The organism is Agromyces marinus, from assembly GCF_021442325.1.
GTDB lineage: Bacteria > Actinomycetota > Actinomycetes > Actinomycetales > Microbacteriaceae > Agromyces > Agromyces marinus.
In genome coordinates, this window is sequence record NZ_CP087879.1 from 405038 (window position 1) to 429918 (window position 24881).

Annotated in this window: 23 protein-coding genes; 11 read left to right on the forward strand and 12 right to left on the reverse strand. The window is 72.7% G+C overall.

Annotated features, from left to right (window positions below; all coding sequences use genetic code 11):
• From DSM26151_RS01980 to DSM26151_RS02005, 6 genes are all read left to right on the forward strand, one after another.
• Complete coding sequence (locus DSM26151_RS01980; protein ID WP_234660752.1) at positions 1 to 1017, forward strand: ABC transporter permease; 1017 nt, start codon at positions 1 to 3, stop codon at positions 1015 to 1017.
• Positions 1014 to 1907 carry an ABC transporter permease gene (locus tag DSM26151_RS01985; protein WP_234660753.1) on the forward strand — a complete coding sequence of 298 codons (894 nt, stop codon included), beginning with the start codon at positions 1014 to 1016 and terminating at the stop codon, positions 1905 to 1907. Before DSM26151_RS01980 ends, DSM26151_RS01985 begins: the two co-directional genes overlap by 4 nt.
• Positions 1904 to 2893, forward strand: coding sequence for an ABC transporter ATP-binding protein (locus tag DSM26151_RS01990; RefSeq protein ID WP_234660754.1), 990 nt, complete (start codon positions 1904 to 1906; stop codon positions 2891 to 2893). The genes DSM26151_RS01985 and DSM26151_RS01990 overlap by 4 nt, the downstream gene beginning before the upstream one ends.
• 5 nt (positions 2894 to 2898) lie before the next feature.
• Positions 2899 to 3783, forward strand: coding sequence for an ATP-binding cassette domain-containing protein (locus DSM26151_RS01995; RefSeq protein WP_234661773.1), 885 nt, complete (start codon positions 2899 to 2901; stop codon positions 3781 to 3783).
• Positions 3780 to 4970: a serine hydrolase domain-containing protein gene (locus DSM26151_RS02000; protein ID WP_234660755.1), complete on the forward strand. Its 1191-nt coding sequence runs from the start codon at positions 3780 to 3782 to the stop codon at positions 4968 to 4970. Before DSM26151_RS01995 ends, DSM26151_RS02000 begins: the two co-directional genes overlap by 4 nt.
• A 165-nt stretch (positions 4971 to 5135) precedes the next feature.
• Entirely contained in the window at positions 5136 to 6533 is a 1398-nt protein-coding gene (locus tag DSM26151_RS02005) for an MFS transporter (protein ID WP_234661774.1), read from the forward strand.
• Between the two features lie 117 nt (positions 6534 to 6650).
• Here the strand turns inward: DSM26151_RS02005 and DSM26151_RS02010 are convergent, their stop codons facing one another.
• The 4 genes from DSM26151_RS02010 to DSM26151_RS02025 all read right to left on the reverse strand — a co-directional run bounded on the left by DSM26151_RS02010 (position 6651) and on the right by DSM26151_RS02025 (position 10888).
• On the reverse strand, positions 6651 to 7115 hold the full coding sequence (locus DSM26151_RS02010; protein ID WP_234660756.1) for a hypothetical protein: 465 nt from the start codon (positions 7113 to 7115) through the stop codon (positions 6651 to 6653).
• A 103-nt stretch (positions 7116 to 7218) separates the two neighbouring features.
• A complete protein-coding gene (locus tag DSM26151_RS02015; protein WP_234660757.1) occupies positions 7219 to 7860 on the reverse strand; it encodes a TetR/AcrR family transcriptional regulator in 642 nt (213 codons plus the stop codon).
• On the reverse strand, positions 7857 to 9752 hold the full coding sequence (locus DSM26151_RS02020) for an ATP-binding cassette domain-containing protein (RefSeq protein ID WP_234660758.1): 1896 nt from the start codon (positions 9750 to 9752) through the stop codon (positions 7857 to 7859). Before DSM26151_RS02020 ends, DSM26151_RS02015 begins: the two co-directional genes overlap by 4 nt.
• A complete protein-coding gene (locus tag DSM26151_RS02025; RefSeq protein WP_234660759.1) occupies positions 9749 to 10888 on the reverse strand; it encodes an ABC transporter permease in 1140 nt (379 codons plus the stop codon). The genes DSM26151_RS02020 and DSM26151_RS02025 overlap by 4 nt, the downstream gene beginning before the upstream one ends.
• A gap of 121 nt (positions 10889 to 11009) precedes the next feature.
• On the opposite strand from DSM26151_RS02025, the gene DSM26151_RS02030 reads away from it, so the two are divergent.
• Complete coding sequence (locus DSM26151_RS02030; RefSeq protein WP_234660760.1) at positions 11010 to 13061, forward strand: DEAD/DEAH box helicase; 2052 nt, start codon at positions 11010 to 11012, stop codon at positions 13059 to 13061.
• A gap of 13 nt (positions 13062 to 13074) precedes the next feature.
• Here the strand turns inward: DSM26151_RS02030 and DSM26151_RS02035 are convergent, their stop codons facing one another.
• The 3 genes from DSM26151_RS02035 to DSM26151_RS02045 all read right to left on the reverse strand — a co-directional run bounded on the left by DSM26151_RS02035 (position 13075) and on the right by DSM26151_RS02045 (position 16028).
• Positions 13075 to 13644: a GIY-YIG nuclease family protein gene (locus DSM26151_RS02035; protein ID WP_234660761.1), complete on the reverse strand. Its 570-nt coding sequence runs from the start codon at positions 13642 to 13644 to the stop codon at positions 13075 to 13077.
• An 81-nt stretch (positions 13645 to 13725) separates the two neighbouring features.
• The gene (locus tag DSM26151_RS02040; RefSeq protein ID WP_234660762.1) at positions 13726 to 14367 is read right to left on the reverse strand and encodes a response regulator; all 642 of its coding nucleotides are present in this window, start codon (positions 14365 to 14367) and stop codon (positions 13726 to 13728) included.
• Positions 14364 to 16028, reverse strand: coding sequence for a GAF domain-containing sensor histidine kinase (locus DSM26151_RS02045; RefSeq protein WP_234660763.1), 1665 nt, complete (start codon positions 16026 to 16028; stop codon positions 14364 to 14366). The genes DSM26151_RS02040 and DSM26151_RS02045 overlap by 4 nt, the downstream gene beginning before the upstream one ends.
• 108 nt (positions 16029 to 16136) lie before the next feature.
• On the opposite strand from DSM26151_RS02045, the gene DSM26151_RS02050 reads away from it, so the two are divergent.
• From DSM26151_RS02050 to DSM26151_RS02065, 4 genes are all read left to right on the forward strand, one after another.
• Entirely contained in the window at positions 16137 to 16955 is an 819-nt protein-coding gene (locus DSM26151_RS02050) for a universal stress protein (protein WP_234660764.1), read from the forward strand.
• A 94-nt stretch (positions 16956 to 17049) separates the two neighbouring features.
• Positions 17050 to 17658: a hypothetical protein gene (locus DSM26151_RS02055; protein WP_234660765.1), complete on the forward strand. Its 609-nt coding sequence runs from the start codon at positions 17050 to 17052 to the stop codon at positions 17656 to 17658.
• A 112-nt stretch (positions 17659 to 17770) separates the two neighbouring features.
• Complete coding sequence (locus DSM26151_RS02060; protein WP_234660766.1) at positions 17771 to 19120, forward strand: aminotransferase class V-fold PLP-dependent enzyme; 1350 nt, start codon at positions 17771 to 17773, stop codon at positions 19118 to 19120.
• 82 nt (positions 19121 to 19202) lie between these two features.
• Positions 19203 to 19697 carry an FBP domain-containing protein gene (locus DSM26151_RS02065; RefSeq protein ID WP_234660767.1) on the forward strand — a complete coding sequence of 165 codons (495 nt, stop codon included), beginning with the start codon at positions 19203 to 19205 and terminating at the stop codon, positions 19695 to 19697.
• Between the two features lie 70 nt (positions 19698 to 19767).
• Here the strand turns inward: DSM26151_RS02065 and DSM26151_RS02070 are convergent, their stop codons facing one another.
• The 5 genes from DSM26151_RS02070 to DSM26151_RS02090 all read right to left on the reverse strand — a co-directional run bounded on the left by DSM26151_RS02070 (position 19768) and on the right by DSM26151_RS02090 (position 24877).
• Positions 19768 to 20565, reverse strand: coding sequence for an SGNH/GDSL hydrolase family protein (locus DSM26151_RS02070; RefSeq protein ID WP_234660768.1), 798 nt, complete (start codon positions 20563 to 20565; stop codon positions 19768 to 19770).
• A gap of 35 nt (positions 20566 to 20600) precedes the next feature.
• The gene (locus DSM26151_RS02075; protein ID WP_234660769.1) at positions 20601 to 20789 is read right to left on the reverse strand and encodes a DUF1918 domain-containing protein; all 189 of its coding nucleotides are present in this window, start codon (positions 20787 to 20789) and stop codon (positions 20601 to 20603) included.
• Between the two features lie 103 nt (positions 20790 to 20892).
• Positions 20893 to 22446, reverse strand: coding sequence for a PucR family transcriptional regulator (locus DSM26151_RS02080; RefSeq protein ID WP_234660770.1), 1554 nt, complete (start codon positions 22444 to 22446; stop codon positions 20893 to 20895).
• Positions 22447 to 22554: 108 nt separating this feature from the next.
• The gene (gene kynU, locus DSM26151_RS02085; RefSeq protein WP_234660771.1) at positions 22555 to 23838 is read right to left on the reverse strand and encodes a kynureninase; all 1284 of its coding nucleotides are present in this window, start codon (positions 23836 to 23838) and stop codon (positions 22555 to 22557) included.
• A 46-nt stretch (positions 23839 to 23884) separates the two neighbouring features.
• Positions 23885 to 24877, reverse strand: a complete 993-nt coding sequence (locus DSM26151_RS02090; RefSeq protein ID WP_234660772.1) for an amidohydrolase family protein — start codon at positions 24875 to 24877, stop codon at positions 23885 to 23887.
• Positions 24878 to 24881: the final 4 nt, after the last annotated feature.

The following is a 24881-nucleotide window of genomic DNA, read 5'->3' on the forward strand; positions in this document are numbered from 1 at the left end:
ATGTTGCGCTTCCTCGCCGGACGGCTCGGAACCGCGGTGCTCGTGCTCTTCGTCCTGACTCTGGTGGTCTTCGTGCTCTCGCGCGTGATCCCCGCCGACCCGGCGGTCGTGTACGCCGGGCCCAAGGCGCCACCGGAAGAGCTCGCACGCATCCGCGAGAAACTCGGCTTCGACGAGCCGCTCATCGTCCAGTATCTCGACTACCTCGGCGGCCTCGTCACCGGCGATTGGGGCAACTCGCTGGCCACCAAGCGTCCCGTGCTCGACGAACTCGCCGCTCGGTTGCCGGCGACACTCGAACTGCTGTTCGCTGCGATGGCCATCGCCGTGGTCGTCGGTGTCGTGCTCGGCGTCGTCGCCGCGAAGCGACCCGGCCGCATGCTCGACGGACTCATCCGATTCCTCGCGATCGGCGGGGTCTCGATGCCCGCGTTCTGGCTCGGCCTCCTGTTGCAGGTGCTGTTCGTCGGACAACTCAAGGTGCTCCCGGCGACCGGGCAGTTCAGCACCCAGATCGAATACCTCTCGCCGATCACCCCGGTCACCGGGTTCCCGCTGTTCGACAGCCTGATCACCGGCAACCAGGTCGCCTACATCGACGGCATCGCCCACCTCGTGCTCCCGGCGATCACGCTCGCGGCCTACCCGCTCGGCCTGGTCGCGCGGATGACCCGAGCCTCGATGCTCGAGGTCCTCGGGCAGGACTACGTGTTCACCGCGAACGCCTACGGCCTGCGCGACGGGCTCGTCAGATGGAAGCTCGCGCTGAAGAACGCGATGCCCCCGACCATGACCATCGTCGGTCTGGCAGCGGCCTACACCCTCACCGGCACGTTCTTCGTCGAGGTGGTCTTCAACTGGCCGGGGATCGGACAGTTCGCCGCTGGAGCGATGCTCGCGGTCGACTACCCGGCGATCATGGCGATCACCCTGCTCGGGGCTGCCGGATACCTCATCGCGAACCTCATCGTCGACCTGATCCAGGCCCGGCTCGACCCGAGGGTGAGGCTCGTATGACCGCGTCGACCGCGCTGCCCGCGTTCGTGCCAATGGGCGGCAGCGCCCTCGGCCGGATCGGCCGGGTCCTGCGCACGGACCGCCTCGCCGCACTGGGTCTCGCACTCATCGCGCTCGTCGTCGTGCTCGCCGTGTTCGGCCCGTGGATCGCCCCGTTCCCGGCCGAAGGGTACGGCGAGACGAACGTCGCCCAGCGGGGGCTCGCGCCGAGCGCAGCCCACTGGTTCGGCACCGATCAGCTCGGACGCGACATCCTGAGCCGAGTCATCATCGGCGCTCGGCCGGCGCTCACGGTCTCCCTGTCCGTCGTCGCGATCGCAGCGCTCGTCGGCATCCCGCTCGGCGCCATCGCGGGGTACCGCGGCGGGTGGGTCGACAACGTCCTCATGCGGGTCACCGAGGTGTTCCAGGCGTTCCCGCCCCTGCTGCTCGCGATGGTGACCGTCGCGATACTCGGGCCGAGCCTCGCGAACGCCGGCCTCGCCCTCGCGATCTGCTGGTGGCCCTGGTACGCGCGACTCGTCCGGGCGGAGGCGCGATCGCTGAGGGACCGCCCGTTCGTCGAAGCCGCGCGTTCGATCGGCGTGCCGGCATGGCGGATCCTGCCGCGCCACATCCTCCGGAACTGCATGACACCGGTGCTCGTGCAGGCCACGGTCGACGTCGGCAGCGTCGTCCTCGCCGTCGGCTCGCTCGCGTTCATCGGTCTCGGTGCCCAACCGCCATCGCCCGACTGGGGGCTCATGGTCGCCGAGGGGCGCGGGCAGATCTTCACGGCGTGGTGGATCTCGACGTTCCCCGGCCTGGCGATCTTCGTGACCGTGCTCGGGTTCAACCTGCTCGGCGACTCCCTGCGTGACTTCTTCGACCCGAGACAGGTGAAGCGATGACCGATCTCCTGCACATCGACGACCTCGGGGTCGCGTTCGAGGAGCGCGGCTCCACCACGAATCGTCCGGTCCGGGGGATCACCCTCACCGTCGCCGCACGCGAAGTCGTCGGGGTCGTCGGCGAGACCGGGTGCGGCAAGAGCCTCACCGGGCTCGCCGTTCTGGGCCTGCTGCCGAAGGGCGCCGTTCCGAGCGGGCGCGTCCTCCTCAAGGGCGTCGAGCAGCCGCTCGACGGGAGCGGGTCGGCGCGCGGCGACGCGGTGTCGATCGTCTTCCAGAACCCCGGGACCGCCTTCAACCCGGTGTTCACGCTCGGTCGGCAGATGCGCGACGTCGTCGACCGGCATCGCAGGGTCGACGGCAGACCGCTCGGCAGGGCGGCTTCGAAGGCGCACATCCTGCACTACCTCGAACAGGTGGGGCTGCCCGACCCCGAACGCGCCTACCGGAGCTACCCGCACGAGCTCTCGGGCGGCATGCTCCAGCGGGCCATGATCGCGATGGCGCTCGTGTGCGAGCCCGAACTGCTCGTCCTCGACGAACCGACGACGGCGCTCGACGTGACGATCGCCAAGCAGATCCTCGAACTCATCCTGTCGCTCCGCGACCGGTTCGGGTTCGGCGTGCTGCTGATCACGCACAATCTGGGCGTCGTTCGCGAGGTCTGCGACCGCATCGCCGTGCTCTACGCGGGCCGTGTCGTCGAGACCGGACCCACAGATGCCGTCCTGCAGGCACCCGCCCACCCGTACACGCGCGGACTGCTGGGTGCGCTCCCGGCACGCCACCGTCCGGGGGACCCGCTCGAGGCGATCCGAGGAGCGGTCCCGGGCAACCTGCTCGGGCTCGAAGGCTGCTCCTTCCGCGAACGCTGCCCGATGGCCGTCGAGATGTGCGCCTCGGTCGACCCGGTCCTCGACCCGGTCGCGCCGTTGCATGAAGCGGCGTGCATCCGGGCCGCCGATATCGAGAGGGGACGATCGTGAGCGTGATGCTGGCCGTGGAGAACGTCGTCAAGGTCTTCCGCGCGCACGGGAGCCAGGTCACCGCGGTCGACGGGGTGTCGTTCGAGGTCGAGTCGGGGACGACGTTCGGGCTCGTTGGAGAGTCGGGCTCGGGCAAGAGCACGGTCGCGCGCTGCGCGTTGCGGCTCATCGAGCCGACCTCCGGTGATTCCCGGATCGACGGCGAGCGGATCGGCGCCCTCCGCGGCACGGCGATGCGTCGCCTCCGAGCGCGGACCGGCATGGTGTTCCAGAACCCGGCGGCGGCGCTGAACCCCCGGCTAACCATCGAGCAGTCGATCGCCGAGCCGTTGCGCACGCATTCGGACCTGCGAGGGCGTGCCCTCGCCCAGCGGGTCCGCGAGCTGCTCGACGAGGTCGGACTCGCGACGGCCCACGCCGAGCGGCTGCCGCACCAGCTCTCGGGCGGGCAGTGCCAGCGCGTCGGCATCGCGCGTGCGGTCGCGACCAGGCCCAAGCTCCTGATCCTCGATGAGCCGACGAGTGCGCTCGACGTCTCCGTCCAGGCGCAGGTCCTGAACCTGCTGCAGGAGCTCCGGCGCGAGCACGCCCTGACGTACCTGTTGATCTCGCACGACCTCGACGTCGTGCGGTACATGAGCGACACCGCAGGCGTCATGCGGAGCGGGCGCCTCGTCGAGGTCGGCCCGGCGTCCCGCGTCCTGGTGCGTCCGGAGCACGAGTACACCCGCCGTCTGCTCGCCGCGATGCCCGAGACGCCGGGGGCGGTCCCGCTTCCGGTGCCGGAGCGAGATGCGCCGGGGCGCCTCGCCCCGTCGTCGCGAGCGGATGCCGCCGCAGACGCACGCAGCACCGAACCCGATTCCAGCCAGAACAGGATCCACTCGTGACTTCACTCCTGCCCCGGGCCCCCATCCGGGACGACGGTCGCCACCGGGAGGCCGGCTCCCGGGCAGGCGACCTGACGCTCGACAACTGGCAGGACGCCCCGCACAACCGATGGGCGTTCGCGCACGTCGCCGAGCTCGTGCCGACGGCGCCGATCGCACACCGCCCCGCCGTGGAATCCGCTCGCGAGGTCGTCGGCTTGGAGGCGATGCGCTCATCGATGCCGGATCTGCCGACTCGCCTGGAAGAGAGCTACACCGACGCGCTGGTGGTCGTCCGCGACGGCGAGCTCGTCGCCGAGCACTACCGCGAGGGGTTCGGCCCGGACGGGCTGCACCTGCTGATGAGCGTGTCCAAGTCCCTCTGCGGGCTGACCATCGGCACCCTCGTCGATGAGGGTGTGATCGATCCGGACCGCCGCGTCGACCACTACGTGCCGGCACTCGCCGGCAGCGCGTACGGCGACGCGAAGGTCCAGCAGGTGCTGGACATGACGGTCGACGTCGACTACGACGAGGACTACCGCAACCCCGCATCGGAGGTCCAGGCGCAGGATCGGGTCGCGGGTTGGCGGACACGGCTGCCGGGGGATCCGGCCGACACGTACGCGTTCCTCGCCGCTCTCCGCGGCGGAGGCGAGCACGGTGTGCGGTTCCGGTACTGCTCGGCGGGCACCGACGTGCTCGCCTGGATCGTCGAGAGCGTGACGGGAACCCGCTACGCCGATGCCGTCTCGGAGCGTCTGTGGTCGAGGCTCGGATGCCGGAACGACGCCCGGATCACGATCGACCCGGGTGGTTTCGGGTTCGCGAACGGCGGCATCTCGTGCACGGCGCGCGACTTGAGCCGGGTGGGGGTGCTGATGCTCGGGGACGGCGTCATCGACGGGCGCCGCGTCGTGTCGGCCGAGTGGGTCCGACGCACGATCGAGGGCGGCGACCCGGATGCCGCGGCGGGCAGCGTATTCCAGCGGGTGCACCCAGGCGGTGCGTACTCGAACCAGTGGTGGATCACCGGGAGCGACCGCGGCGACTTCTACGCGGTCGGGATCCATGGTCAGTTCATCTGGGTGGATCCGGCGACGAGAAGCGTCGTCGTGAAGTTCTCCTCCTGGCCCGAGCCGGTGACCGAGGGATGGAATCGGCTGCACGCAGAGCTCTTCCGCGACATCTGCGACGCCGTCGGGTGAGGCGGGCGCCCGCCGACCGACCCGCCCACGGGAATGGATCCCGCCCCACCGCGTTGACCTTCGTCGGGGCCGTTCCGCTCAGGAGCGTCCGACGAGGAGGGCCGTGTGACCGAGCAGACCGCCGTGGGCCTGCGATCCGAGCGCGGGCCGGTGCTCGCCGCGCTCATGCTGTGCACCGGGCTCGTCGCGATCGAGGCGACGATCCTCGCGACCGCGGTGCCGTCGATCGTGGCCGACCTCGGCGGGTTCGCGCAGTTCCCGTGGCTGTTCTCGATCTACCTGCTCGCGCAGGCGGTTTCGGTTCCGCTGTACGCCAAGCTGGCCGACACCGTGGGGCGCAAGCCGATCATGCTCGTGGGCATCGGGCTGTTCCTCGTCGGCTCGATCCTCGCGGGCTTCGCGTGGGACATGACCTCGCTCATCGTGTTCCGTGCCGTCCAGGGCATCGGCGCGGGAGCCGTCCTCCCGGTGTCGATCACCATCACGGGCGACATCTACACTGTGCGCGAGCGCGCGCGGGTGCAGGGCTACATCGCGAGTGTCTGGGCCGCGTCATCCGTCATCGGTCCCGCACTGGGCGGGTTGTTCGCCGAGTACCTCTCGTGGCGCTGGATCTTCTTCGTCAACATCCCGTTGAGCATCATCGCGGCGTGGATGCTGATCCGGAACTACCACGAACGCGTGGAGCGCAAGAAGCACCGCCTCGACATCGCGGGTGCGGTGGTGCTCACGGTCGGACTCACGCTGCTCATCCTCGCCGTGCTCGAGGGCGGCCAGGCGTGGGCGTGGAACTCGTGGCAGTCGATCGGCGCGTTCGCGCTGGCGGCGGTGCTGCTCGTCGTGTTCGTGCTCATCGAACGGCGAGCGGCCGAACCGGTGCTGCCGCTCTGGGTGTTCTCGCGGCGGCTGATCGTCACGACCTCGCTCGTCTCGTTCGGGGTCGGCGCGGTGCTCATCGGCCTGACCTCGTTCGTGCCGACCTTCCTCGAGCTGTCGGCCGGCATGTCGCCGCTGGTCTCCGGGCTCGCGGTCGCGGCGCTCACGCTCGGCTGGCCGATCTCGGCGTCGCAGTCGGGGCGCCTGTACCTTCGCATCGGCTTCCGCAGCACCGCGTTCGTCGGCCTGGGCATCACCGTTCTCGGCACGGCGGGGCTCGTCGCCGCATCGTTCGCGCCGAACCCGGTGACGGCCGCGATCGCGTGCTTCGTGGTCGGCCTCGGGTTGGGTCTCGTCGCATCGCCCACGCTCATCGCAGCGCAGTCCTCGGTGCCGTGGTCGGAGCGCGGTGTCGTGACCGGGGCGAACCTGTTCCTGCGTTCGATGGGCAGCGCCGTGGGCGTCGCGATCTTCGGAGCGGTCGCGAACTCGGTCATCGGCGCGACGGGGCTCGGAGCGCACTCGGGCGCGGCGATCCAGGCCGCCTCGACCGCGGTCTTCATCGGCGTCGCGATCGCCGCGGTCGCGACGATCCTCGGCGCGGTCGTGATGCCGCGCGCGCACGTCGACGACATCGAGCACCGGCCCGCCGAGCCCGTGGCATCCACGCCCACCCCTGCGGGCTGACGCCCGGCGCGTGCGCCTGCGCCCTCCCGCTCGCGTCGGAATCCGGTTCTGGTGTTCGAACCCGTCGATCGCGGGGTTCGAACGCCAGGAACGGGTTCCGAGTGAGTGTCGCGGAGCTCAGCTCGCGGCCGGCACGACCCGCGTCGGCAGCAGCGCCCGCACGCTCACGACGACCAGAGTGACGAGCAGCGCGAGCAGGGTGACATCCGCTGCGATGTAGGCGTAGTGCGCCCAGCCGGTGCCCGCAGCCTCCTGCCCCGCGATCACGAGGTCGCTGCGGCGGTTCAGCACCGGGCGGATGAGCGCGACCTCGATGAGGTAGACGGCCCAGACGGATGCCAGCAGCCACACGCCTGCACGACTCGGCCGGGGTCGCAGGCTCACGAGCGTGAGCGAGACGAGCACCGCACCGGCGAGGACGTTCAGCGCGGTGAACACGAGCCGGCCGATGCCGAGCCCCAGCGGGATGGTGATGCCCGGCGCCTGGAACTTCAGCGGCGCCTCGAGGAACGAGATCGCGACGATCGCACCGATGAGGAAGGCCGGGAGCACCAGTCGGAGGGCGAGCGTCGTACGACTCATGAGTTCTACACTACGTCGAAATCGAACGCATGAGATTCCGGGTGAAGGGCGTCCAGGAGCGGGCATCGGGCGGAATCTCATGCAGAACGAGGGGTCGCCCTCGTCAGGAGCGCGGATCGGGAGCGCCCGCCAGCGGGCCGGTGAGGTACCCCTGCACCGTCGGGGCGATGCGGTCGAGGATCCAGTCGTGCTCGGCCGACGCGAGCGGTTCGATCCGGAGGATGTACCGCGCCAGGACCAGGCCGGTGACCTGGCTCGCGGCGAGCGACGCGCGTTCGGCGAGGACCGCGGGGTCGGCGGCGGCGCCCTGCGCCTCGGGGGCGACCCGGCGCACCACGGGCATGATCGCCCGGGCGAGCAGGAACTCGCGGGCGCGGTCGGCATAGACCGGATCCTGCACGGCGCTGCGGATGACGGCGCGGAACGCGCCGCCGAGCGGCGAATCCCAGCCGCGCAGCAGCGTCGCGAGCATCACCCTCGCGACCTCGTCGTGCGGGGCGGTCCGTGCTGCCGCGAGGAACCGCCCGGGTTCCACGGGCAATTCGAGCGCGGCCTGCCAGAGTCCCGCCTTCGAACCGAAGTGGTGCCGGATCATGCCCGGGTCGACGCCGGCCCGTGCGGCGATGCGCCGCGTCGTGGCACCCGTCACGCCGTGCTCGGAGAACTCCTGCCGCGCCGCGTCGATGAGCTCCTCGCGCGTCGTCGATGCGCCGGGCCGACGCCCCGACGAACGCCGGCCGCTCATCGGGACGCCGCAGGCTCGGGGGCCTCCGTCGGGACGTGGTCCAGCAGCACCATCGTCTCCTCGAGGGTCGGCTCGACCGCGTCGACGCTCGCCGGGATCCCACGCGTCGCCAGTGCGGCGCGGACCTCGTCGGCCGGCACCCCCGCGACGCGGATGTCGCGCCCCGTGAGCATCGTCGGCAGTCCGGCGTCGCCGAGTGCGGCGAACGCCTCCTGCCAGGCATCCGACCTGACCAGCACCGCCGTCGTGCCGGCGGTGAGGTCGGCCACCGACCCGACGCCGAGCAGTCGCCCGCGCGACATCAGTGCGAGCCGGGAGCACTGCTCTGCCTCCTGGAGGTAGTGGGTCGTGACGATGACGCCCCGGCCCGCGGCGGCCTGCTCGTGGATCACGTCCCACAGCCGCGCACGCGCGAGCGGGTCGACGCCCGAGGTCGGCTCGTCGAGCACGAGCAGTTCCGGTTCGTGGCTGAGCGCGAGCGCGAACGCGAGCTGGCGCTGCCGCCCGAGCCCGATGTCGTTCACGACCGACCCGCGAACCTCGTCGAGCGCCGCGGGCAGCGACGCACCCCGGCCGCCGTACACGCGACGCGTGAACTCGACGTTCTGGTCGACCGTGATCGTGCGGAACAACCCGAGCCCCTGCGGGACGTAGCCCATGCGCCCCCGCGCCGGGTTGTCGGGCGGGCCGTCGAACAGCTCGGTCGTCCCGGCATCCGGCCGCTCGAGACCGATCAGCATGCGCAGGAACGTCGTCTTCCCGGCACCGTTCGCCCCGATGAGACCGACGATCTCGCCCGCTCGCACGTCCAGGCTCATGTCGTCCACCGCGGTGTGGGCGCCGAAGCGCCGGGTGGCGCCGTCGGCGCGGGCGAGCACCGGCGGTTCGGCGGGCACCCGGTCGCGCACGCGGGCGGGCACGCGGTCGGGCGCACGGTGGCGGGCACCGGCGCGCGCGGGCGCGGCGCTCGCCGCGGCATCCGCTTCGCCGGCGGCATCCGTCGCGCCCTCGGCATCGGGCTGCCCGCCCAGCCGGTCGCGCAGGGTCAGCGCGATGAGCGCGTCCTCGAGGTCCGGTCGCGCGATCGGGCTCGCCCCGCCGAGCGGGGCGTCGGCCGGGAACCACGCGTGACGACGGATGCCGCGCCGCCACGCGTTCGCCGGGGTCTCGGCCTCGCTCGCCTCGGCCGGCGGCGGTTCGGCGATCACGCCGGGCACGCCCGCGATGATGTCGTGAGCGGTGCCGGTCGCGAGGACGCGCCCCGCATCGAGGGCGAGAACGGATGCCGCGCGCTGCGCCTCGTCGAGGTACGTCGTCGCGAGCAGCACGGCGGCCCCGTCGGCGGCGATCCCCGAGATCAGCCGCCACAGCTCCACGCGGCTGACCGGGTCGACGCCCGTGCTCGGCTCGTCGAGGATCACGAGCTCGGGTTCATGCAGGATCGCGAGCACGAATCCGAGCTTCTGGCGCATGCCTCCGGACAGGTCGCGACCGAGCCGGGCGCGGGCCTGCGCGAGTCCGGCGCGTTCGAGCAGGTCGTCCGCGCGCGCGGCGATCGCCGCTGGAGCCATGCCGTAGGAACGGCCGACGAAGTCCACGTTCTCGTCGACCGAGAGGTTGCCCCACACGCCCGACGTCGCCGGCTGGTAGCCGAGGCGATCGGCGGGAAGCGTGCGCACCGTCCCCGACGACGGGCCGACGCGGTTGGCGAACACGCGCAGCAGCGTCGACTTGCCCGCGCCGTCGCCGCCGACCGCGGCCGTGACCTGGCCCCGCGGAACCGCGAACGTCACCCCGTCGAGGGCGCGCGTGCTCCCGAAGTCGACCGTGACGGCCTCGACCGACGGTTCGGCGCCCGTGGAGCCGGAGCCGACGGCATCCGCTGCGCTCATCGGCCCGCACCGATCGACTCGCGCTCGCGCTTCGCGCGCGGCGGCGCCTTCGGCGCGGCCGGCGCGAGGCTGCGCCGCAGGCGGACCACCGCGAGCCCGAACACGAGCACCGCCATGATCGCGAGGATCGTCAGCGGCAGCCACAGCGAGTCCCACGACGCCCCGCGCACCATCACGCCCTGCGAGATCATCGTGAAGTAGGTCAGCGGCAGCAGGTAGCCGATCCAGCGCACGCCCGCGGCCATCGCGTCGAGCGGGAAGATCATGCCCGAGAGCAGGATCTGCGGCAGCAGGGTCATGAGTGCGAGCTGGATCGCCTGCCCCGTCGTCTGCGACACCGAGGAGATGAGCACGCCGATGCCGAGCACCACGAAGAGGAACAGCGCGGCGCCCACGATGAACAGGCCCACCGGGCCGTTGAACGGCACATCGAACAGCAGCAGGCCGAGGACCGTCACGAGCCCCATGTCGATGCTCGCGAGGAGGAAGTAGGGGGTGATCTTGCCGAGGATGACCCCGCTCGCGCGCAGCGGCATGACCGCGAGCTGTTCGAGCGTTCCGGCCTCGCGTTCGCGGACCAGGCCGATGCTCGTGATGATCGTGCCGATGAAGGTCAGGATGAGGCCGATGATCGCCGGCACCATGACCCACGACGTGGTCAGGTCGGGGTTGAACAGGACTTCGGTCTCGATGGTCGGCACCGTCACCTGCTGCCCCTGCGCGGCGGCCTGCGCCTGCTGCTGGGCGAGGCCCTGCTGCACCTGCGCGAACAGGCTCACCGCGGACTGCGCCGCGAACAGGTTCGACCCGTCGATGTAGGCCGTCCAGTCGTCGCCGTCGGCGAGGATCGCCACATCGGATCGGTCGTCGCGGAGCACCTGCTCGGCCGTGTCGGCATCGCCGTCGGGGTCGGTCGCGACGATCTCGAGGTGGTCGGCGAGTTCGTCGTTCTCGCCGATGAAGTCCTCGACGTCGTCGCTGTCGCTGCCGACCACGGTGACCGTCAGCGTCTCGACCGTGAAGTTCGCGGCGTAGCCGAAGATGACGAGCAGGAGGAGGGGGAGCACGATCAGCATCGCGAGGGTGCGGTGGTCGCGGCGGAGTTCCTGGAATTCCTTGAGCATCACTGCGCGCATGGCTGAAGTATTCTCCGCGTGAGGAATTTCTGCAACGGGCGGCACGGGTGCGGCGCAGGCCCTGGCATCCGCTCAGGAGCCCCGTTCAGCCGCGATTCAGGCGCGCGGACTATCCTGAACTGTGACTTCCGTCGATGACCCCACCCCCGTGCCCGCCTCCGAGGAGCCCCCGGCGATCACCTTCGCCGACCTCGGACTCGAGGGGCCGGTGCTGAAGGCGCTCGACGACGTCGGCTACGAGACGCCCTCCGCGATCCAGGCCGCGACGATCCCGACGCTGCTCGAGGGGCGCGACGTCGTCGGCCTCGCGCAGACCGGAACGGGCAAGACCGCGGCCTTCGCGCTGCCGATCCTCGCGCGCCTGGACACCTCCGACCGCAGCCCGCAGGCACTCGTGCTCGCGCCGACCCGCGAACTCGCCCTCCAGGTGTGCGAGGCGTTCGAGAAGTACGCGGCCCATCTGCCCGACCTGCACATCCTCCCCGTCTACGGCGGCCAGGGCTACGGCGTGCAGCTCTCGGCGCTGCGTCGCGGCGTGCACATCGTCGTCGGCACCCCCGGACGCGTCATCGACCACCTCGACAAGGGCACGCTCGACCTCTCGGGCCTGAAGTACCTCGTGCTCGACGAGGCCGACGAGATGCTCAAGATGGGCTTCGCGGAGGACGTCGAGACGATCCTCGCCGACACCCCCGACGAGAAGCAGGTCGCCCTGTTCTCGGCGACCATGCCCGCCGCGATCCGGAGGATGTCGGAGCAGTACCTCGCCGACCCCGAGCAGATCACGGTCAAGACCAAGACGCAGACCTCGGCGAACATCACCCAGCGCGTGCTCGTCGTCGCGCACGCCCGCAAGGTCGACGCGCTCACCCGCATCCTCGAGGTCGAGGACTTCGGCGGCGTCATCATCTTCGTCCGCACCAAGAACGCCACCGAGGAGCTCGCCGAGAAGCTGCGCGCGCGCGGCTACGAGGCGGCGGCGATCAACGGCGACATCGCCCAGGCGCAGCGCGAGCGGACCGTCGAGCAGCTCAAGAGCGGCAAGCTCGACATCCTCGTGGCGACGGATGTCGCGGCCCGAGGCCTCGACGTCGAGCGCATCACGCACGTGGTCAACTACGACATCCCGACCGACCCCGAGCCGTACGTGCACCGCATCGGCCGCACCGGTCGTGCGGGGCGCACGGGCGACGCGATCAGCTTCGTCACGCCGCGCGAGCGCGGACTGCTCGGCCGCATCGAGCGGACCACCAAGCAGCGCATGACGCCCATGGAGCTTCCCAGCGTCGACGAGATCAACGAGTCGCGGCTCAGCCGGTTCGACGACCGCATCTCGGCCGCGCTCGAGCAGACGGAGCGCGTCAGCGGCTTCCGCGACATCATCGCCCACTACGTGCGTCACCACGACGTGCCCGAGACGGATGTCGCCGCCGCCCTCGCCGTCGTCGCGCAGGGCGATTCGCCGCTGCTCATGGAGGACGAGCCCGAGCCGCAGCGTCGCGACCGCTACGACCGCGACGACCGGCGCGACCGCGACGACCGGCGCGACCGCGACCGCGGTGACCGGTTCGATCGGGACCGCGGCGAGCGTCGCGAGCGCCCCACCCGCGACGACCTGCGCACCTACCGCATCGCGGTCGGCAAGCGACAGCACGTGCTGCCCGGGCAGATCGTCGGCGCGCTCGCCAACGAGGGCGGACTCGAGCGCGACGACTTCGGGCGCATCCGCATCCAGTACGACTTCTCGCTCGTCGAGCTGCCCGCGAACCTGCCGGACGACGTGCTCGAACGCCTCGCCGGCACCCGTATCTCGGGCGAGCTCATCGAGCTCCGGCCCGACACCGGCGGCGGCTCGGGCGGCTACGGCGGCGATCGTCGTGGCGGGGACCGACGCGGCGGCGATCGCGGCGGCCGGGGCGGGTACGACCGCGACGGCGGGCGAGGCCGGTACGACCGGGATCGCGGCGACCGCGGCGGCGACCGCGGCGGCGACCGCGGCGGCGACCGCGGCGGGTACGGCAATCGCGACCGCGGATACGACCGCGACCGCGGATACGACCGGAGTCGCGGAGACGACCGGAGTCGGGGAGACGACCGGGACCGCGGCTACGCCCGCGACGACCGCGGCGGTTCGGGCGACCGCCCGTACCGCAAGCCGCGCCACAAGAACTGACGCGTCGGCGCGCTCACCCGCGACGGGCGAGCTCCTCGCTGCGCCACCGGTCGTAGCGCGCCCACGGGTCGACCTCGCCCGCCGAGAGCTCGGCGACATGCCGCGCCAGGTCGTCGTCGAGCCGGAACCACTCGCCGCCCGGCCACCGCGCGGCCGCGAACTCGACGTGGCGGCGCTGCTCGAGCAGGCGACCGCCGCGCTCGAACGCCAGCACCTCGTCGTGCGGGATGACCGCGAGCCGCCGCCGCGGATTCGCCGACGTGCCGATCTTCACCCGGTCGCGCCAGCGCGCGTAGTAGACGACGTCGACCCGCGGCGGGGCGACCTCGCCGTCGGGCACCTCGCCGAGGCGCCACTCGCACACCGCGCACACCCAACCCGACGGGTACCTGACCCCGACGCGCGAGCCGCACACGAGGCACACCCCCGGCAGCACGTCGGTCGCGCCGTCGCGCGCCGCGACCCAGTCGTACGCCGCGACGACGTGCAGCGCGCACAGCGACACGGGCGCGCCCGCCTCGACCGGCGCCCCGCAGGCTGCGCCGTCGGCGACGCTCGTGCACCCCGAGGCATCCGCTCTCACGCCACGCACGCTACCCGCGCCCTCCGACGCCGGGCCCGCCCCGCCCCGCCCCGACGCCCGCCCCGCCCCGCCCCCGCCCGGTCAGGGATCGGGGTGGGTCCGCAGCTCCATCTGGTAGACCGCGGCCTGCGTCCGGCGCTCGAACCCGAGCTTGGCGAGCAGGCCCGACACGTAGTTCTTCACAGTCTTCTCCGCGAGCCCGAGCTCCTCGCCGATCTGCCGGTTCGTCAGGCCGTCGGCGATGTGCGCGAGCACCTGGCGTTCGCGGAGGTTCAGCGCGCTGAACCTCGGATCCCCGTGCTCGGGCTCGGCGGCCTGCTGCGACACCCGGTCGGCGATCGCACGGTCGATGAGGGTCCTGCCGGTCGCGACCCTGCGGATGTCCTCGACGATCGTGCTCCCGCGCACGTGCTTCAGCACGTACCCGGCCGCGCCCGCGAGGACCGCGGACATGGCCGCCTGGTCGTCGTCGTACGCCGTGAGGATCAGGCAGGCCAACCCCGGCTGCCGCGACCGGAGCTCCCGGCACAGGTCGATGCCGTCGCCGTCGGGCAGGCGCATGTCGAGCACCGCCACGTCCGGCCGCGTCGCCCCGATCCGGGTGATGGCCTGCGCGATGGTTCCGGCTTCGCCGACGACCTCGAGGTCGGGCTCGCGTTCGAGCACCTGCGCGACGCCGCGCCGCACGATCTCGTGGTCGTCGACGAGGAAGACTCTGGTCATCGGGATCCTCTCTCGGACGCCCCGGTCGGGGCCGTCCATCGGGCGCGGGTGCCGGTCGGCCCGGTCTCGAGCTCGAAGCGTCCGCCGAGGCGTTCGGCGCGCACGCGCAGGTTCTCCAGTCCGCTCCGGCGCGTGACGTCGCCGAGGCCGCGCCCGTCGTCGGACACCTCGGCGCTCACGCGCCCGTCGTCGGCGCCGACCGCGACGGTCACCACGGTCGCGCCGGAATGCCGGACCGCGTTCGAGAGCAGCTCCCGGACGGACGCCGTGAGTTCGTCGGCCAGGACGCCCTCCGCGAGGAGGTCGATCGGGCCCGCGAACGAGACGGCGACCGGCTGCGGCAGGTGGCGCGACGCCGAGCCGGTGAGGTCGAGCACGCGACGGCGCAGCGTCGGCGCGCGGCCGTTCTGCGGGGTGAGCGCGAACACGATCGTGCGGATCTGCGCGATGGCCTCGTCGATGGCCTCGACGGCCGAGTCGAGCGGCCGGGCCGCATCGTCGGTCGCGGCATCCGCTGCGGCCTGGAGGTCGAGCCCGGCGCCGTACAACTGCTGGACGACATGGTCGTGCAGGTCGCGCGCGATGCGCGCGCGATCCTCGAGCAGCAGCGCGCGCTGCTGCGCGTCGCGTGCCTCCGCGAGCGCGTGCGCGAGCGACACGCGCACGGCGAGGTCCTCCGCGATCCGCATCTCGGCCGGCGTGAAGTGCGGGGCGCCGGGACGCCGGGCGGCCGCGATGACGGCGCGCGGGGCCCCGCGCTTGCGGAGGGCCGTGAACAGGACGGGCCCGCACATGCCGCCCTGGGCGAGCGCCAGCGCGTCGGGCGCCTCCACGCGCCCACCCGGAGTGGCGCGGGTGTCGCCGCCCTCGAGCACGGCCGCGGCGAGCGTGCGCTCGGCCGGCAGGACGGTGCCTGCGGGCACCGCGTCGGCACCCGACCCGCGGATCTCCGCGACCCGGACCGCGGTTCCGCCCGCGCTCACCAGGATCGCGATGCGCTCCGCACCGCCGCGTTCCGAGAGTTCGTCCGCGAGCAGCGTCGGCGCGTCGTCGCCCGACGCCGTGAGCAGTGCCGCCACGACCTGAGCGGATGCCGCGGCCCACGTCTCGCGCATGCGCGCCTCGGCGTACCGCCGGGCGTTGTCGATGGCGAGGCCGGCTGCGATCGCGAACGCGGACATGAGCTCCGCGTCCTGCGGAGTGAAGCCGCCCCGCCGATCGGTCAGGTAGAGGTTGCCGAACACCTCGTCGCGCACGCGGACCGGGACGCCGAGGAATCCCGTCATGGGCGGATGCCCCGGAGGGAAGCCGACCGATCGGGGGTCGCCCGAGATCGCGTCGAGCAGGATCGGATCCGGATCGTCGATGAGCGCGCCGAGCAGCCCGCGGCCCTCCGGCAGTCGGCCGATGCGCGCCACCACGTCGTCGGGCATGCCGACGTGCACGAACTCCTCCAGGCCGCCCTCGGGCGCGAGGACCCCGAGTGCGCCGTATCGGGCATCCACCAGATCCACCGCGGAGCGCACGATGGTGCGCAGCACCGCGGTCAGGTCGATCTCGGCGACGACCGAGCGCGTCGCGTCGAGGAGCGCACGCAGGCGGGTCTGCGTCCACATCTCCTCGTCGACGTGCACCGACGACGACCCTGATGCCTGCGACATGCCACCCTCCATGCGCGGTTGGCGCAAATGTACCACCGGCCTCCGTTCCGGGCGGTGAGGGGACCAAAGGCCCCGGGGGAGTTCGCCGGTCGCGCGGATATTGGTTGCATGACGATCGTGGTCGGTGCGGACGGCAGCGTCGTGGCCCGGGCGGCCGTCGAATGGGCGGCGCGTCGGGCCGAACGGACCGGGGACGAACTCGCCCTCGTCACGGTCGTCGACGACGGCTGGGGCACTGTCGGCGCGTCCGTGGTCGCCGAACTGCGCGCGCGAGCGGAGGGCCTCGCCGAGCGCGAGTTCCGAGCCGCGCTCGCCGTGGCGCCCGGGGTCCGGGTTCGCGGCGAGGTGATCGTCGGAAGTCCGGTCCTGAGGCTGGCCGAAGCGTCGCGCGATGCCGACCTCGTCGTGGTCGGCACGCACAAGGTGGGGTACTTCCACGGTCGCGCACTCGGCTCGCGCGGACTGCAGCTCGCGGGGGTCGCGGCCGCGCCGACCGCCGTCGTGCCCGTCGCCTCGGCACGGGGCCGGTCGGGGGTCGCGGTGGGCGTCTCGGACGGCGACGACAGCGACGACGCCATCCGCTTCGCGATGGACGAGGCCGGGAGCCTCGGCGAGCACCTCGTGCTCGTGCGTGCGTCCGACGGCGATGCTGACGACCGGGCCCTCGAGCGGGCCGCCGACCTGATCGCAGCGTCCGCCCCGGACCTCGCCGTCGACGCACGGCGGCCCGCCGGTGCCGCGGCGGAGTCGCTCATCGGCCTCACCAGGCGCTCGAAGCTCACGGTCGTCGGCCGGAGGTCGGCCCGCCGCGGATTCCTGCCCCTCGGTCGGACCAACGCCGACGTCCTCATGAACCTCGCCGGCCCCGTCGTCGTCGTGCCGCAGGTCGCCGTGCAGTCGCGGTTGGTCGGCTGGTCGGTCGCCTGAGCCGGCCTCGCGCCCGGCAGCTCGCGGTGTCCCCCGTTCGGGAGGGGTCGGGGTAGGCTGCATCCGGCGTACTGACGGACGACGCGAGGAACGCATGGACCACCCTGCCGCCGACCCGGACCGGGGTCCCGCGAGCCGTGGACGGCGCGCGGCGCCGAGGAACACGGCGAACGGGCCGCTCGGCCGGGCGCTGGCTCGAGCGTCCGACCTGCTCGTTTCGGTGCTCGCGGCGATCGCGCGGATTGGTTCGGCGATCGCGAGCCTGAAGGGGCGGATGTCGCTCGGTGCCGTGCGCACCTGGATCGCGGTGCACCGGGTGCTCGCCCTGGTCGTCGTCGCGCTCGTCGTCTCGGGCGCGGCGTTCGCGGGAACCGCGGCCCTGATCGGCCGGTCGGCGATGCCCGCGGCCGAGGGCGACGGCGCGTCGCGCCCGGCACCGCAACGCCTCCCTCCCGAGCAGACCGAGCCGACCGCGCCGGTGGCGCCGGTGGCGCCGAACCCTCCGCCGAGCACCGCCCCGGCGACGCCCCCTCCCGCCCCGGCGGCCGACCCGGGCGGCCCTGCCGACCCGGCGGCCCCTGAGCCCGCGGACGACCCGCCCGCCGTGACCGAGGAACCGCCCGAGCCGACCGAGGAGCCCGAGGGGAACGGGCGCCCGGACCCGCCCGGAGCCGCGAACCGCCCCGACAAGAAGAAGGACTGACGCCCTCGCGTGTTGCGCCGCGTGTCGTGTCGTGACGTGCCGTGACGGGCGGGCGTTGAAGCCGACGACCCGCCTTCCATAGCCTCGACGCACCCGCCCGCCAGGAGGTGCCATGCCGAGCAGTCAGACCGTCGCGTCCGGCGTCGACGACCCGCGGCCGCACGCGCCGGGCACGAGCCGCGCACCCGTCCGGATCGGGCCGCTGGCCGACCTGCTCGACGCGGGCCTCGAGGCACCGGTGCTCGGCGGCCGACGCGTCCGGCACGTGAACCTCGACACCGCGGCATCCGCCCCCGCCTTCGCCGCGGTCGCGGCGCACGTGGCCCGCGTCCTGCCCTACTCCGCGAGCGTGCACCGCGGCACCGGCTACGCGTCGCAGGCGTCGACGGCGCTGCTCGAGGACGCCCGCATCGCTGTCGCGCGACACGTCGGCGCGCGACTGGACGACCACGTCGTGTTCACGAGGAACACCACCGATTCGCTGAACCTGCTCGCGAGCGTCGTGCCGGGCGAGACCGTCGTCCTCGACATCGAGCACCACGCCAACCTCCTGCCCTGGCGACGGCACGGCCGTCGCGTCGTCATCGCCCGCACCTCGTTCCAGGCGACCGTCACCGCGCTCGCCGACGAACTCGCCCGCAGGCCCGCGGCGCTGCTGTCGGTCACGGGTGCCTCGAACCTGACCGGCGAGGTCCTCCCGCTCGGCCTCCTCGCCGACCTCGCGCACGCGCACGGCGCCCGCATCGCGGTCGACGCCGCACAACTGCTGCCGCACCGCCGCGTCGACCTCTCGGCATCCGGCCTCGACTACGTCGCGTTCTCCGGGCACAAGGCGTACGCGCCGTTCGGCGCGGGCGTCCTGGTCGGCCGTGCCGACTGGCTCGACGCGGCACCCGCGTACCTGGCGGGCGGCGGAGCCGTGGCATCCGTCTCGATCGACGACGTCGACTGGAAGCCCGGCCCCGAGCGTCACGAGGCGGGCACGCCCAACCTCGTCGGGGTGACCGCGCTGGCCGCGGCCCTCGCGGAGTTCGAACGGATCGGCGAGCTGGCGCGGCGCGCGCACGAGGCCGCGTTGACCGACCGGCTGCTGGGCGGCCTCGTCGGGATCCCGGGACTCGGCGTGCTGCGCGGGTTCGACGACCTCGACGACCGGCTCGGCATCGCCACGATCGAGCTCGAGCAGGGCTCGGTCGGCCTCGTCGCCGCCGCGCTCGCGGCCGAGCACGGGATCTCGGTCCGCGCCGGCCGATTCTGCGCGCACCCCTTCTTCGATCGGATCGCGCGACGCGCGAACGGGTTGCGCGCGAGCCTCGGCGCCGGGTCGACGTCGGAGGACGTCGATCGCTTCCTCGACGCCCTGGCGCGACTGGTCGCCGACGGGCCCGCGTTCGAGTACGACCGCACCCCGGCCGGGTGGTGCCCGCGCATCGACGACCGGGAGCGGCCGAGCTTCGGCTGACCGCGGGCGGCGGCGTCGGCGGCGACGGCCGTGCCCGGCTCCGACCACCGGCCTACACTGGTTCGGGTCGGAAGGAGGTCGGATGCGTCCGCTCAGCGAGGACGAGCTCCGGGCGTCGTTCGTGAACGCGACCGATCGCGAACTCGCCGAACTCGAGCTGCCCCTCGAGTACCTCCTCGTCGAATGGGAACGGGTCGACGCGCTCGCCTGGCGCGACCGCCGGGCCGCGCGCCGCGGCTACCTCGTCACGTTCATCGACGACGACCCGGTCGGCATCGTGCTGCGCGCCGCCGACCCGCCCGCGTCGCGGTTCCGCGCCGGCATGTGCAACCTCTGCCACACGCAGCAGCCCGCGAACCAGGTCACGATGTTCTCGGCTCGCCGCGCGGGAGCGGCCGGACGCAACGGCGACACGGTCGGCACCTACCTGTGCAGCGACCTCTCCTGCCAGGAGAACGTTCGCCTGCACGCCCCGCTCGCGCCCGCCGAGGTCCGCGGCGGCCGGCATTCGTCGACCCGCATCGACGGACTCGCACGGCGGACGCGCGCATTCGTCGCAGGCGTCATCGGGGGCTGACCGCGGTCGCGCCGGGCGCACCGGCGCATCCGGTGCCGCGGCGCTCGGGCGGCGTGGCGCGCCGCGTCGCTCAGCCCGGCAGCGGCTCGGCGCCCGGACCCTCCGCGTCGAGGACGACGGGTTCGAGCGTCGCACGCTTGGCCGTGCGGCCGTCGCCCGACGACCTGCCCGTGAGCCGACGGCCGATCCACGGCAGCACGTACTCGCGGTAGTAGGTCGCCGTGTTGCGGCTGCGCTGCCCCGGGCCGCCGGCCGCCACCTCGGCGACGCCCCACTCCTCGGGCACCGGCACCCCGAGCGCCGAGAGGACGTTCGAGGCGACCTTCGCATGCCCGAGCGAGTTCAGGTGCAGCTTGTCGGGCGACCAGTAGCGGATGTCGCGCAGCGCACGATCACTGAAGTTGTCGACGAACGTCACTCCCGGCAGGTCGGCGAGGTCGCGGAGCGCGAGGGTCAGGCGCGCACCGCGCGCGTCGAACACGCGCCCCAGGGGGAGATGGTCGGTCGGGTTCGCCCCGCTCAGCATGAGCACGTGGATGCCGGCCTCGCGGATCCGGTGGATCGCTTCGCGGAACCGCTCCGCGACGACCTCCTCCGGCATGCGCGGACGCAGCATGTCGTTCCCGCCCCCGTTGAAGCTGATGACCTCCGGACCGAGCCGGATCGCCGCCTCGAGCTGCTCGTCGATGATCGGACCGAGCTTGCGGCCCCGGATGGCGAGGTTCGCGTACCGGACGGGCTCGGGAGCCGCCGCCTTCGCGAGGCCGAGCGCGACGAAGTCGGCCCACCCGCGAGTGGTTCCGTCGGGGAGCTCGTCGCCGACGCCCTCTGAGAAACTGTCGCCGATCGCGGCGTACGAGAGGAACATGCCCTCCACGCTACCCGGCGGCATCCGCCCCTCGGTCAGTGCGCCGCGTGCTCCAACTCGCAGTCGCTGCCCGGGTAGAGCAGCGCCTCGTGGCCGTCGTCGAATCGCACCAGATACGGCGGTCCGCCGTCGGCGCCCCGGACCTCGAGGACCTCCCCGTGCCGTTCGGCACTGCCGACCTGCTTGCCGTGGATGACCAGCCGATCACCGACCGTCGCCTGCATCGCGTACCTCCTCGTCGCGGCCAGCGTACGCCCACCCGGTCCGGGGCGGTAGGCCGGAGGTCTCGGTCGGACGGCGGAGCGGAGGGCCACGCCGCCGGTCGGCTCACTCGGTCGCGAGCAGCGCCGCCCACAGGTCTGCGCGGGCGTGGAACCCGGACAGGTCTCGGGCGAGCAGCTTCTCGGCGAGGGCGATCCGGCTGCGCACGGTGTGGCGGTGCACGCCGAGCTCCTGGGCCGTCGCATCGAACTGGCCGCCGTGCTCGAGCCAGGTCCGGGTCGTGTCGAGCAGCGAGGTGCCCTGTGCGCGGTCGTACTCGAGGAGCGGTTCCAGCGTCGCCCGCGCGACCGCTCGCGCGTCGGTGCGCGCCAGGAACGCGAGCACGCCCTGGCGGCTGATGTCGTCGAACCACACGACGGCGGGCGCGGTCTCCCTGGCCCGCTCGACCGACCGGAGGGACTGCTCGTGCAGGCGCGCGAGATCGGCGAGGGGGCCAGCATCGGAGACGCCCGCCGGCACCTCGAACTCGCCCGCGACCTCGTCGGCGATGCCGCGGTCCTCGTCCTCGCAGATCACGACGACCGAATCGCCGGCGCGGCCGAAGAACAGGCGACCGTCTCGGTCGTCGACGCGCAGCTCGAGGAACTCGGTCATCCGATCGGCGGTCGCCGCCGGCAGGTCCGCGATCACCACCCGCACCGGATCGGCCGGGAGCGGACCCCACATCTCCGCCGAGACGTCCGACGCGAGCTCGACGTCGCCGGCGAGCATCGACCTCAGCAGCCCCGATCGGAGGTGGCCGCGCGCACGATCGAGGTCGCGATTCTGCTCGAGCGCGAGCCCGGCGAGGGCGATGACCGAGGTCACGACCTCGCGGCCCGCCTGGTCGAGCTCGGGGGAGTCGCCGATCGCGAGCACGCCCCGAAGCGCGCCGCCCGCGCCGAGCGTCTGCAGCGTCATCCGCTGCGGCGCCCCGACCGACGCGCCCGCCTCGAGGGTGCGGCTCGCACGCTGCCCGCGTCGCAGCATCGACCGCGCCTCGCCGACCACCTCGCCGAGTGCGGGCTGCGCGAGCCCGCCGGCGGGCGCCTCTCGATCGAGCGCACCCGCGGCATCGACCAGCCCCACCCACGTCCCGAGCCGCGCGCTCAGTTCGGCGAGCGTCGCGCCCAGTCCGTCGGGCCTGAGCGCGGCGAGCGAGATCGCGCGCTGCGCCTGAAGTGCCCAGGCCTGACGGGCGTTGGAGTCGTCGGCGTTCAGGGCGGCGACGGTCCGTGCCACGCGGATGAACGGGGTGCGGTAGGGGACCTCGAAGAGGGGCACCCCGTGACGGGCGCACGCCTCGACCAGGAGCGTCGGCGTGCCCGCTCGGACGACCTCGGTTCCGAAGCCGAGCGCCGAGATGCCCGCACCGGCGAGCCGCTCGACGTACGCCTCGAAGCCCGCCGGGTCGTCGTGCCCGGCGTCGACCCCGAACTGGGTTCCGGTCGTCAGCAGCACCTGCCCCGGTTCGAGGAACGGCGCCGGGTCGGCGAGGTCCGAGCTGTGCACCCAGGGAACGGCGGTGTCGAGCGCGGCCGGATCGAGCAGCACGTCGTCCGTGAGCAACGTCAACGCGAGGTCGGCCCGCTCGAGCAGGGTGCGCACGGTGGGCTTCATCGAGGGCTCCTCGGGGACGGCAGCGAATGTACGGTGTGTCGAACATTCAGCCCCGAGTGTACCGGCGGGCGGCTGAGGTGCGGCGGGGCCGTCACGGCCCCCGCCGGTTCAGGTGACGGCGCCGCGTCGGGCGAAGCGCGGCTCGCGCCACACCTCGCTCGCGAGCACGTCCTCCAGCACGTCCACCGCGTCCCACACGTCCGCATGCGAGACATAGAGCGGCGTGAACCCGAACCGCATGAGGTCCGGAGCCCGGAAGTCGCCGATCACGCCGCGCTCGATGAGCGCCTGCATGACCGCGTAGCCGTCCTCGTGGCGCAGCGCGACCTGGCTTCCGCGCACGGCGGAACGGCGCGGGGTGACGACCTCGACCTGCCAGGCCGCGAGCCGCCGGTCGACGAGCGAGATGAAGAGCTCGGTCAGCCGCAGGCTCTTCTCGCGGACCGCGTCGAGGTCCACCTCGTCCCAGATGTCGAGGCTCGCCTCGAGCGCCGCCATCGACAGCAGCTGCGGGGTTCCGACCCGGAACCGGCCGATCCCGGGCGTCGGCTCGTACTCCACCGTGAAGTCGAAGGGCCGGGCGTGGCCGTGCCATCCGGTCAGCGCCGGACGCGCCTGCTCGTGGTGCCGCGGCGCCGCCCACATGAACGACGGCGAGCCCGGGCCCCCGTTGAGGTACTTGTAGGTGCATCCGACCGCGAAGTCGGCGCCCGCCGACGCGAGGTCCACGGGAACGGCTCCGACGCTGTGGCAGAGATCCCACACCATGATCGCCCCGGTCGCCTGGACCTTGCGGGTCACCTCGGCGAGATCGTGCATCCGGCCCGTCCGGTAGTCGACGTGCGTCAGCACGACGACCGCGACATCCTCGTCGAGCACGTCGTCGAGGGTGGGGCCGGCATCGTCGATCAGGCGCCGCTCGAGCGGCTGCGCGCCGCCGACCGTCTCCTGCACGCTCTCGAGCACGTACAGGTCGGTCGGGAAGCTGCCGCGCTCGGCGACGATCACCCGCCGCTCCGGACGGAGTCGGGCGGCCGCGGTCGCGACCTGGAACAGGCTCGCCGAGGTCGAGTCGCCGAGCACCACCTCGCCCGGCCCGGCACCGATCAGCCGCGCGATGCGGTCGCCGACCGCCTGCGGCTTGGCGAACCAGCCGGCGTCGTTCCAGCTTCGGATGAGCCCGACGCCCCACTCCTCCGCGACGACCCGATCCAGGTGCGCTCGCGTGTGCTTCGGAAGCGCGCCGAGCGAGTTGCCGTCGAGGTAGACCACGCCTTCGGGCAGCGCGAACCGGTCGCGGAACGGCGCGAGCGGGTCGGCGGCGTCGAGCGACTCGCAGGTCGCGCGGTCGATGGTCAGCGGGTCGGATGCCGCATCGGTCAGGTGGATCATGGTGTCCGTCTCTCGGTGGTCGGGGATCGGCGGTCGGCGCCGCCGCTCACAGTGCCAGGAAGCGCTCGGCATTCCCTCGCAGGATGGCGGTCCGCTGCGTCTCGTCCAGCCGGTCGGAGCGTTCGACCACGCTGCCGACGGGACGTTCCCCGAGCGGATAGGGGTAGTCGCTGCCGAGCATCACCTGCGATGCGCCCAGCGTATCCACGAGCAGGTGCAGGGCGGCCGGGTCGAACACGACCGAATCGACGCTGAATCGGTCGAGGTACCCCGACGGCGGGAGCTCGCTCACGCCGATCAGGTCGCGGCGTCGGTGCCAGGCGTTCTCGAACCGCCCGAGCCAGAAGGCGAACGAGCCGCCGCCGTGGGCGAACGTGATGCGCAGCGACGGCGGAACGCGGTCGAACACGCCGCCGAGGATCATCGCGATGATCGACAGGTGCGTCTCCGCGGGCATCCCGGTGAGCCACCGCGCCATCCATCGGTCCAGCCTCGGCGATCCGGGCATGTCCCACGGGTGCACGAACACGGGGATCCCCCGGTCCGCGCAGTGCTGCAGGAACATCACGGTGCCCTCGTCGTCGAGGTCGCGGTCGCCGACGTGGTTGCCGATCTCGACCCCGCGGTGCCCGGAGGCGATCGCGCGATCCGCTTCGGCGCACGCGGCATCCGGATCCTGGAGGGGCACCTGGGCGAACGGGATGAGGCGGTCGGGTGCGGGCGCGCACACCTCGAGGGCCAGGTCGTTGAAGATCCGGGCGACCTTGACCGCCTGGTCGCCGGGCTGCTCGTACGAGAAGAACACCGGCGTCGGCGACACGACCTGGAGGTCGACGCCGTCGGCATCCATCTCGGCGAGCCTGACCTCGGCATCCCAGCAGCTGGCCTCGATGCGGCGGAACTCGCTCGACCCGACCATGATCATGGCCTCGTGCTCCGAGTCCACGCGCAACGACGGCCATGCCCCCGGCCCGACCCGTTCGTTCAGGTCGGGCCAGGCGCGCGGCACGAAGTGCGTGTGGACATCGATCGAGCCCATGCGG

Bases quoted from the DNA above. Each gene is read 5' to 3' on its own strand.
- DSM26151_RS01980 (WP_234660752.1), top strand. From the start codon at position 1: ATGTTGCGCTTCCTCGCCGGACGGCTCGGAACCGCGGTGCTCGTGCTC.
- DSM26151_RS02005 (WP_234661774.1), top strand. From the start codon at position 5,136: ATGCTGTGCACCGGGCTCGTCGCGATCGAGGCGACGATCCTCGCGACC.
- DSM26151_RS02015 (WP_234660757.1), bottom strand. From the start codon at position 7,860: ATGAGCGGCCGGCGTTCGTCGGGGCGTCGGCCCGGCGCATCGACGACG.
- kynU (WP_234660771.1), bottom strand. From the start codon at position 23,838: ATGATCCACCTGACCGATGCGGCATCCGACCCGCTGACCATCGACCGC.
- DSM26151_RS02065 (WP_234660767.1), top strand. From the start codon at position 19,203: ATGCGTCCGCTCAGCGAGGACGAGCTCCGGGCGTCGTTCGTGAACGCG.
- DSM26151_RS02050 (WP_234660764.1), top strand. From the start codon at position 16,137: ATGACGATCGTGGTCGGTGCGGACGGCAGCGTCGTGGCCCGGGCGGCC.
- DSM26151_RS01995 (WP_234661773.1), top strand. From the start codon at position 2,899: ATGCTGGCCGTGGAGAACGTCGTCAAGGTCTTCCGCGCGCACGGGAGC.
- DSM26151_RS01990 (WP_234660754.1), top strand. From the start codon at position 1,904: ATGACCGATCTCCTGCACATCGACGACCTCGGGGTCGCGTTCGAGGAG.
- DSM26151_RS02090 (WP_234660772.1), bottom strand. From the start codon at position 24,877: ATGGGCTCGATCGATGTCCACACGCACTTCGTGCCGCGCGCCTGGCCC.
- DSM26151_RS02045 (WP_234660763.1), bottom strand. From the start codon at position 16,028: ATGTCGCAGGCATCAGGGTCGTCGTCGGTGCACGTCGACGAGGAGATG.
- DSM26151_RS02080 (WP_234660770.1), bottom strand. From the start codon at position 22,446: ATGAAGCCCACCGTGCGCACCCTGCTCGAGCGGGCCGACCTCGCGTTG.
- DSM26151_RS02075 (WP_234660769.1), bottom strand. From the start codon at position 20,789: ATGCAGGCGACGGTCGGTGATCGGCTGGTCATCCACGGCAAGCAGGTC.
- DSM26151_RS02025 (WP_234660759.1), bottom strand. From the start codon at position 10,888: ATGCGCGCAGTGATGCTCAAGGAATTCCAGGAACTCCGCCGCGACCAC.
- DSM26151_RS02040 (WP_234660762.1), bottom strand. From the start codon at position 14,367: ATGACCAGAGTCTTCCTCGTCGACGACCACGAGATCGTGCGGCGCGGC.
- DSM26151_RS02010 (WP_234660756.1), bottom strand. From the start codon at position 7,115: ATGAGTCGTACGACGCTCGCCCTCCGACTGGTGCTCCCGGCCTTCCTC.
- DSM26151_RS01985 (WP_234660753.1), top strand. From the start codon at position 1,014: ATGACCGCGTCGACCGCGCTGCCCGCGTTCGTGCCAATGGGCGGCAGC.
- DSM26151_RS02020 (WP_234660758.1), bottom strand. From the start codon at position 9,752: ATGAGCGCAGCGGATGCCGTCGGCTCCGGCTCCACGGGCGCCGAACCG.
- DSM26151_RS02055 (WP_234660765.1), top strand. From the start codon at position 17,050: ATGGACCACCCTGCCGCCGACCCGGACCGGGGTCCCGCGAGCCGTGGA.
- DSM26151_RS02060 (WP_234660766.1), top strand. From the start codon at position 17,771: ATGCCGAGCAGTCAGACCGTCGCGTCCGGCGTCGACGACCCGCGGCCG.
- DSM26151_RS02070 (WP_234660768.1), bottom strand. From the start codon at position 20,565: ATGTTCCTCTCGTACGCCGCGATCGGCGACAGTTTCTCAGAGGGCGTC.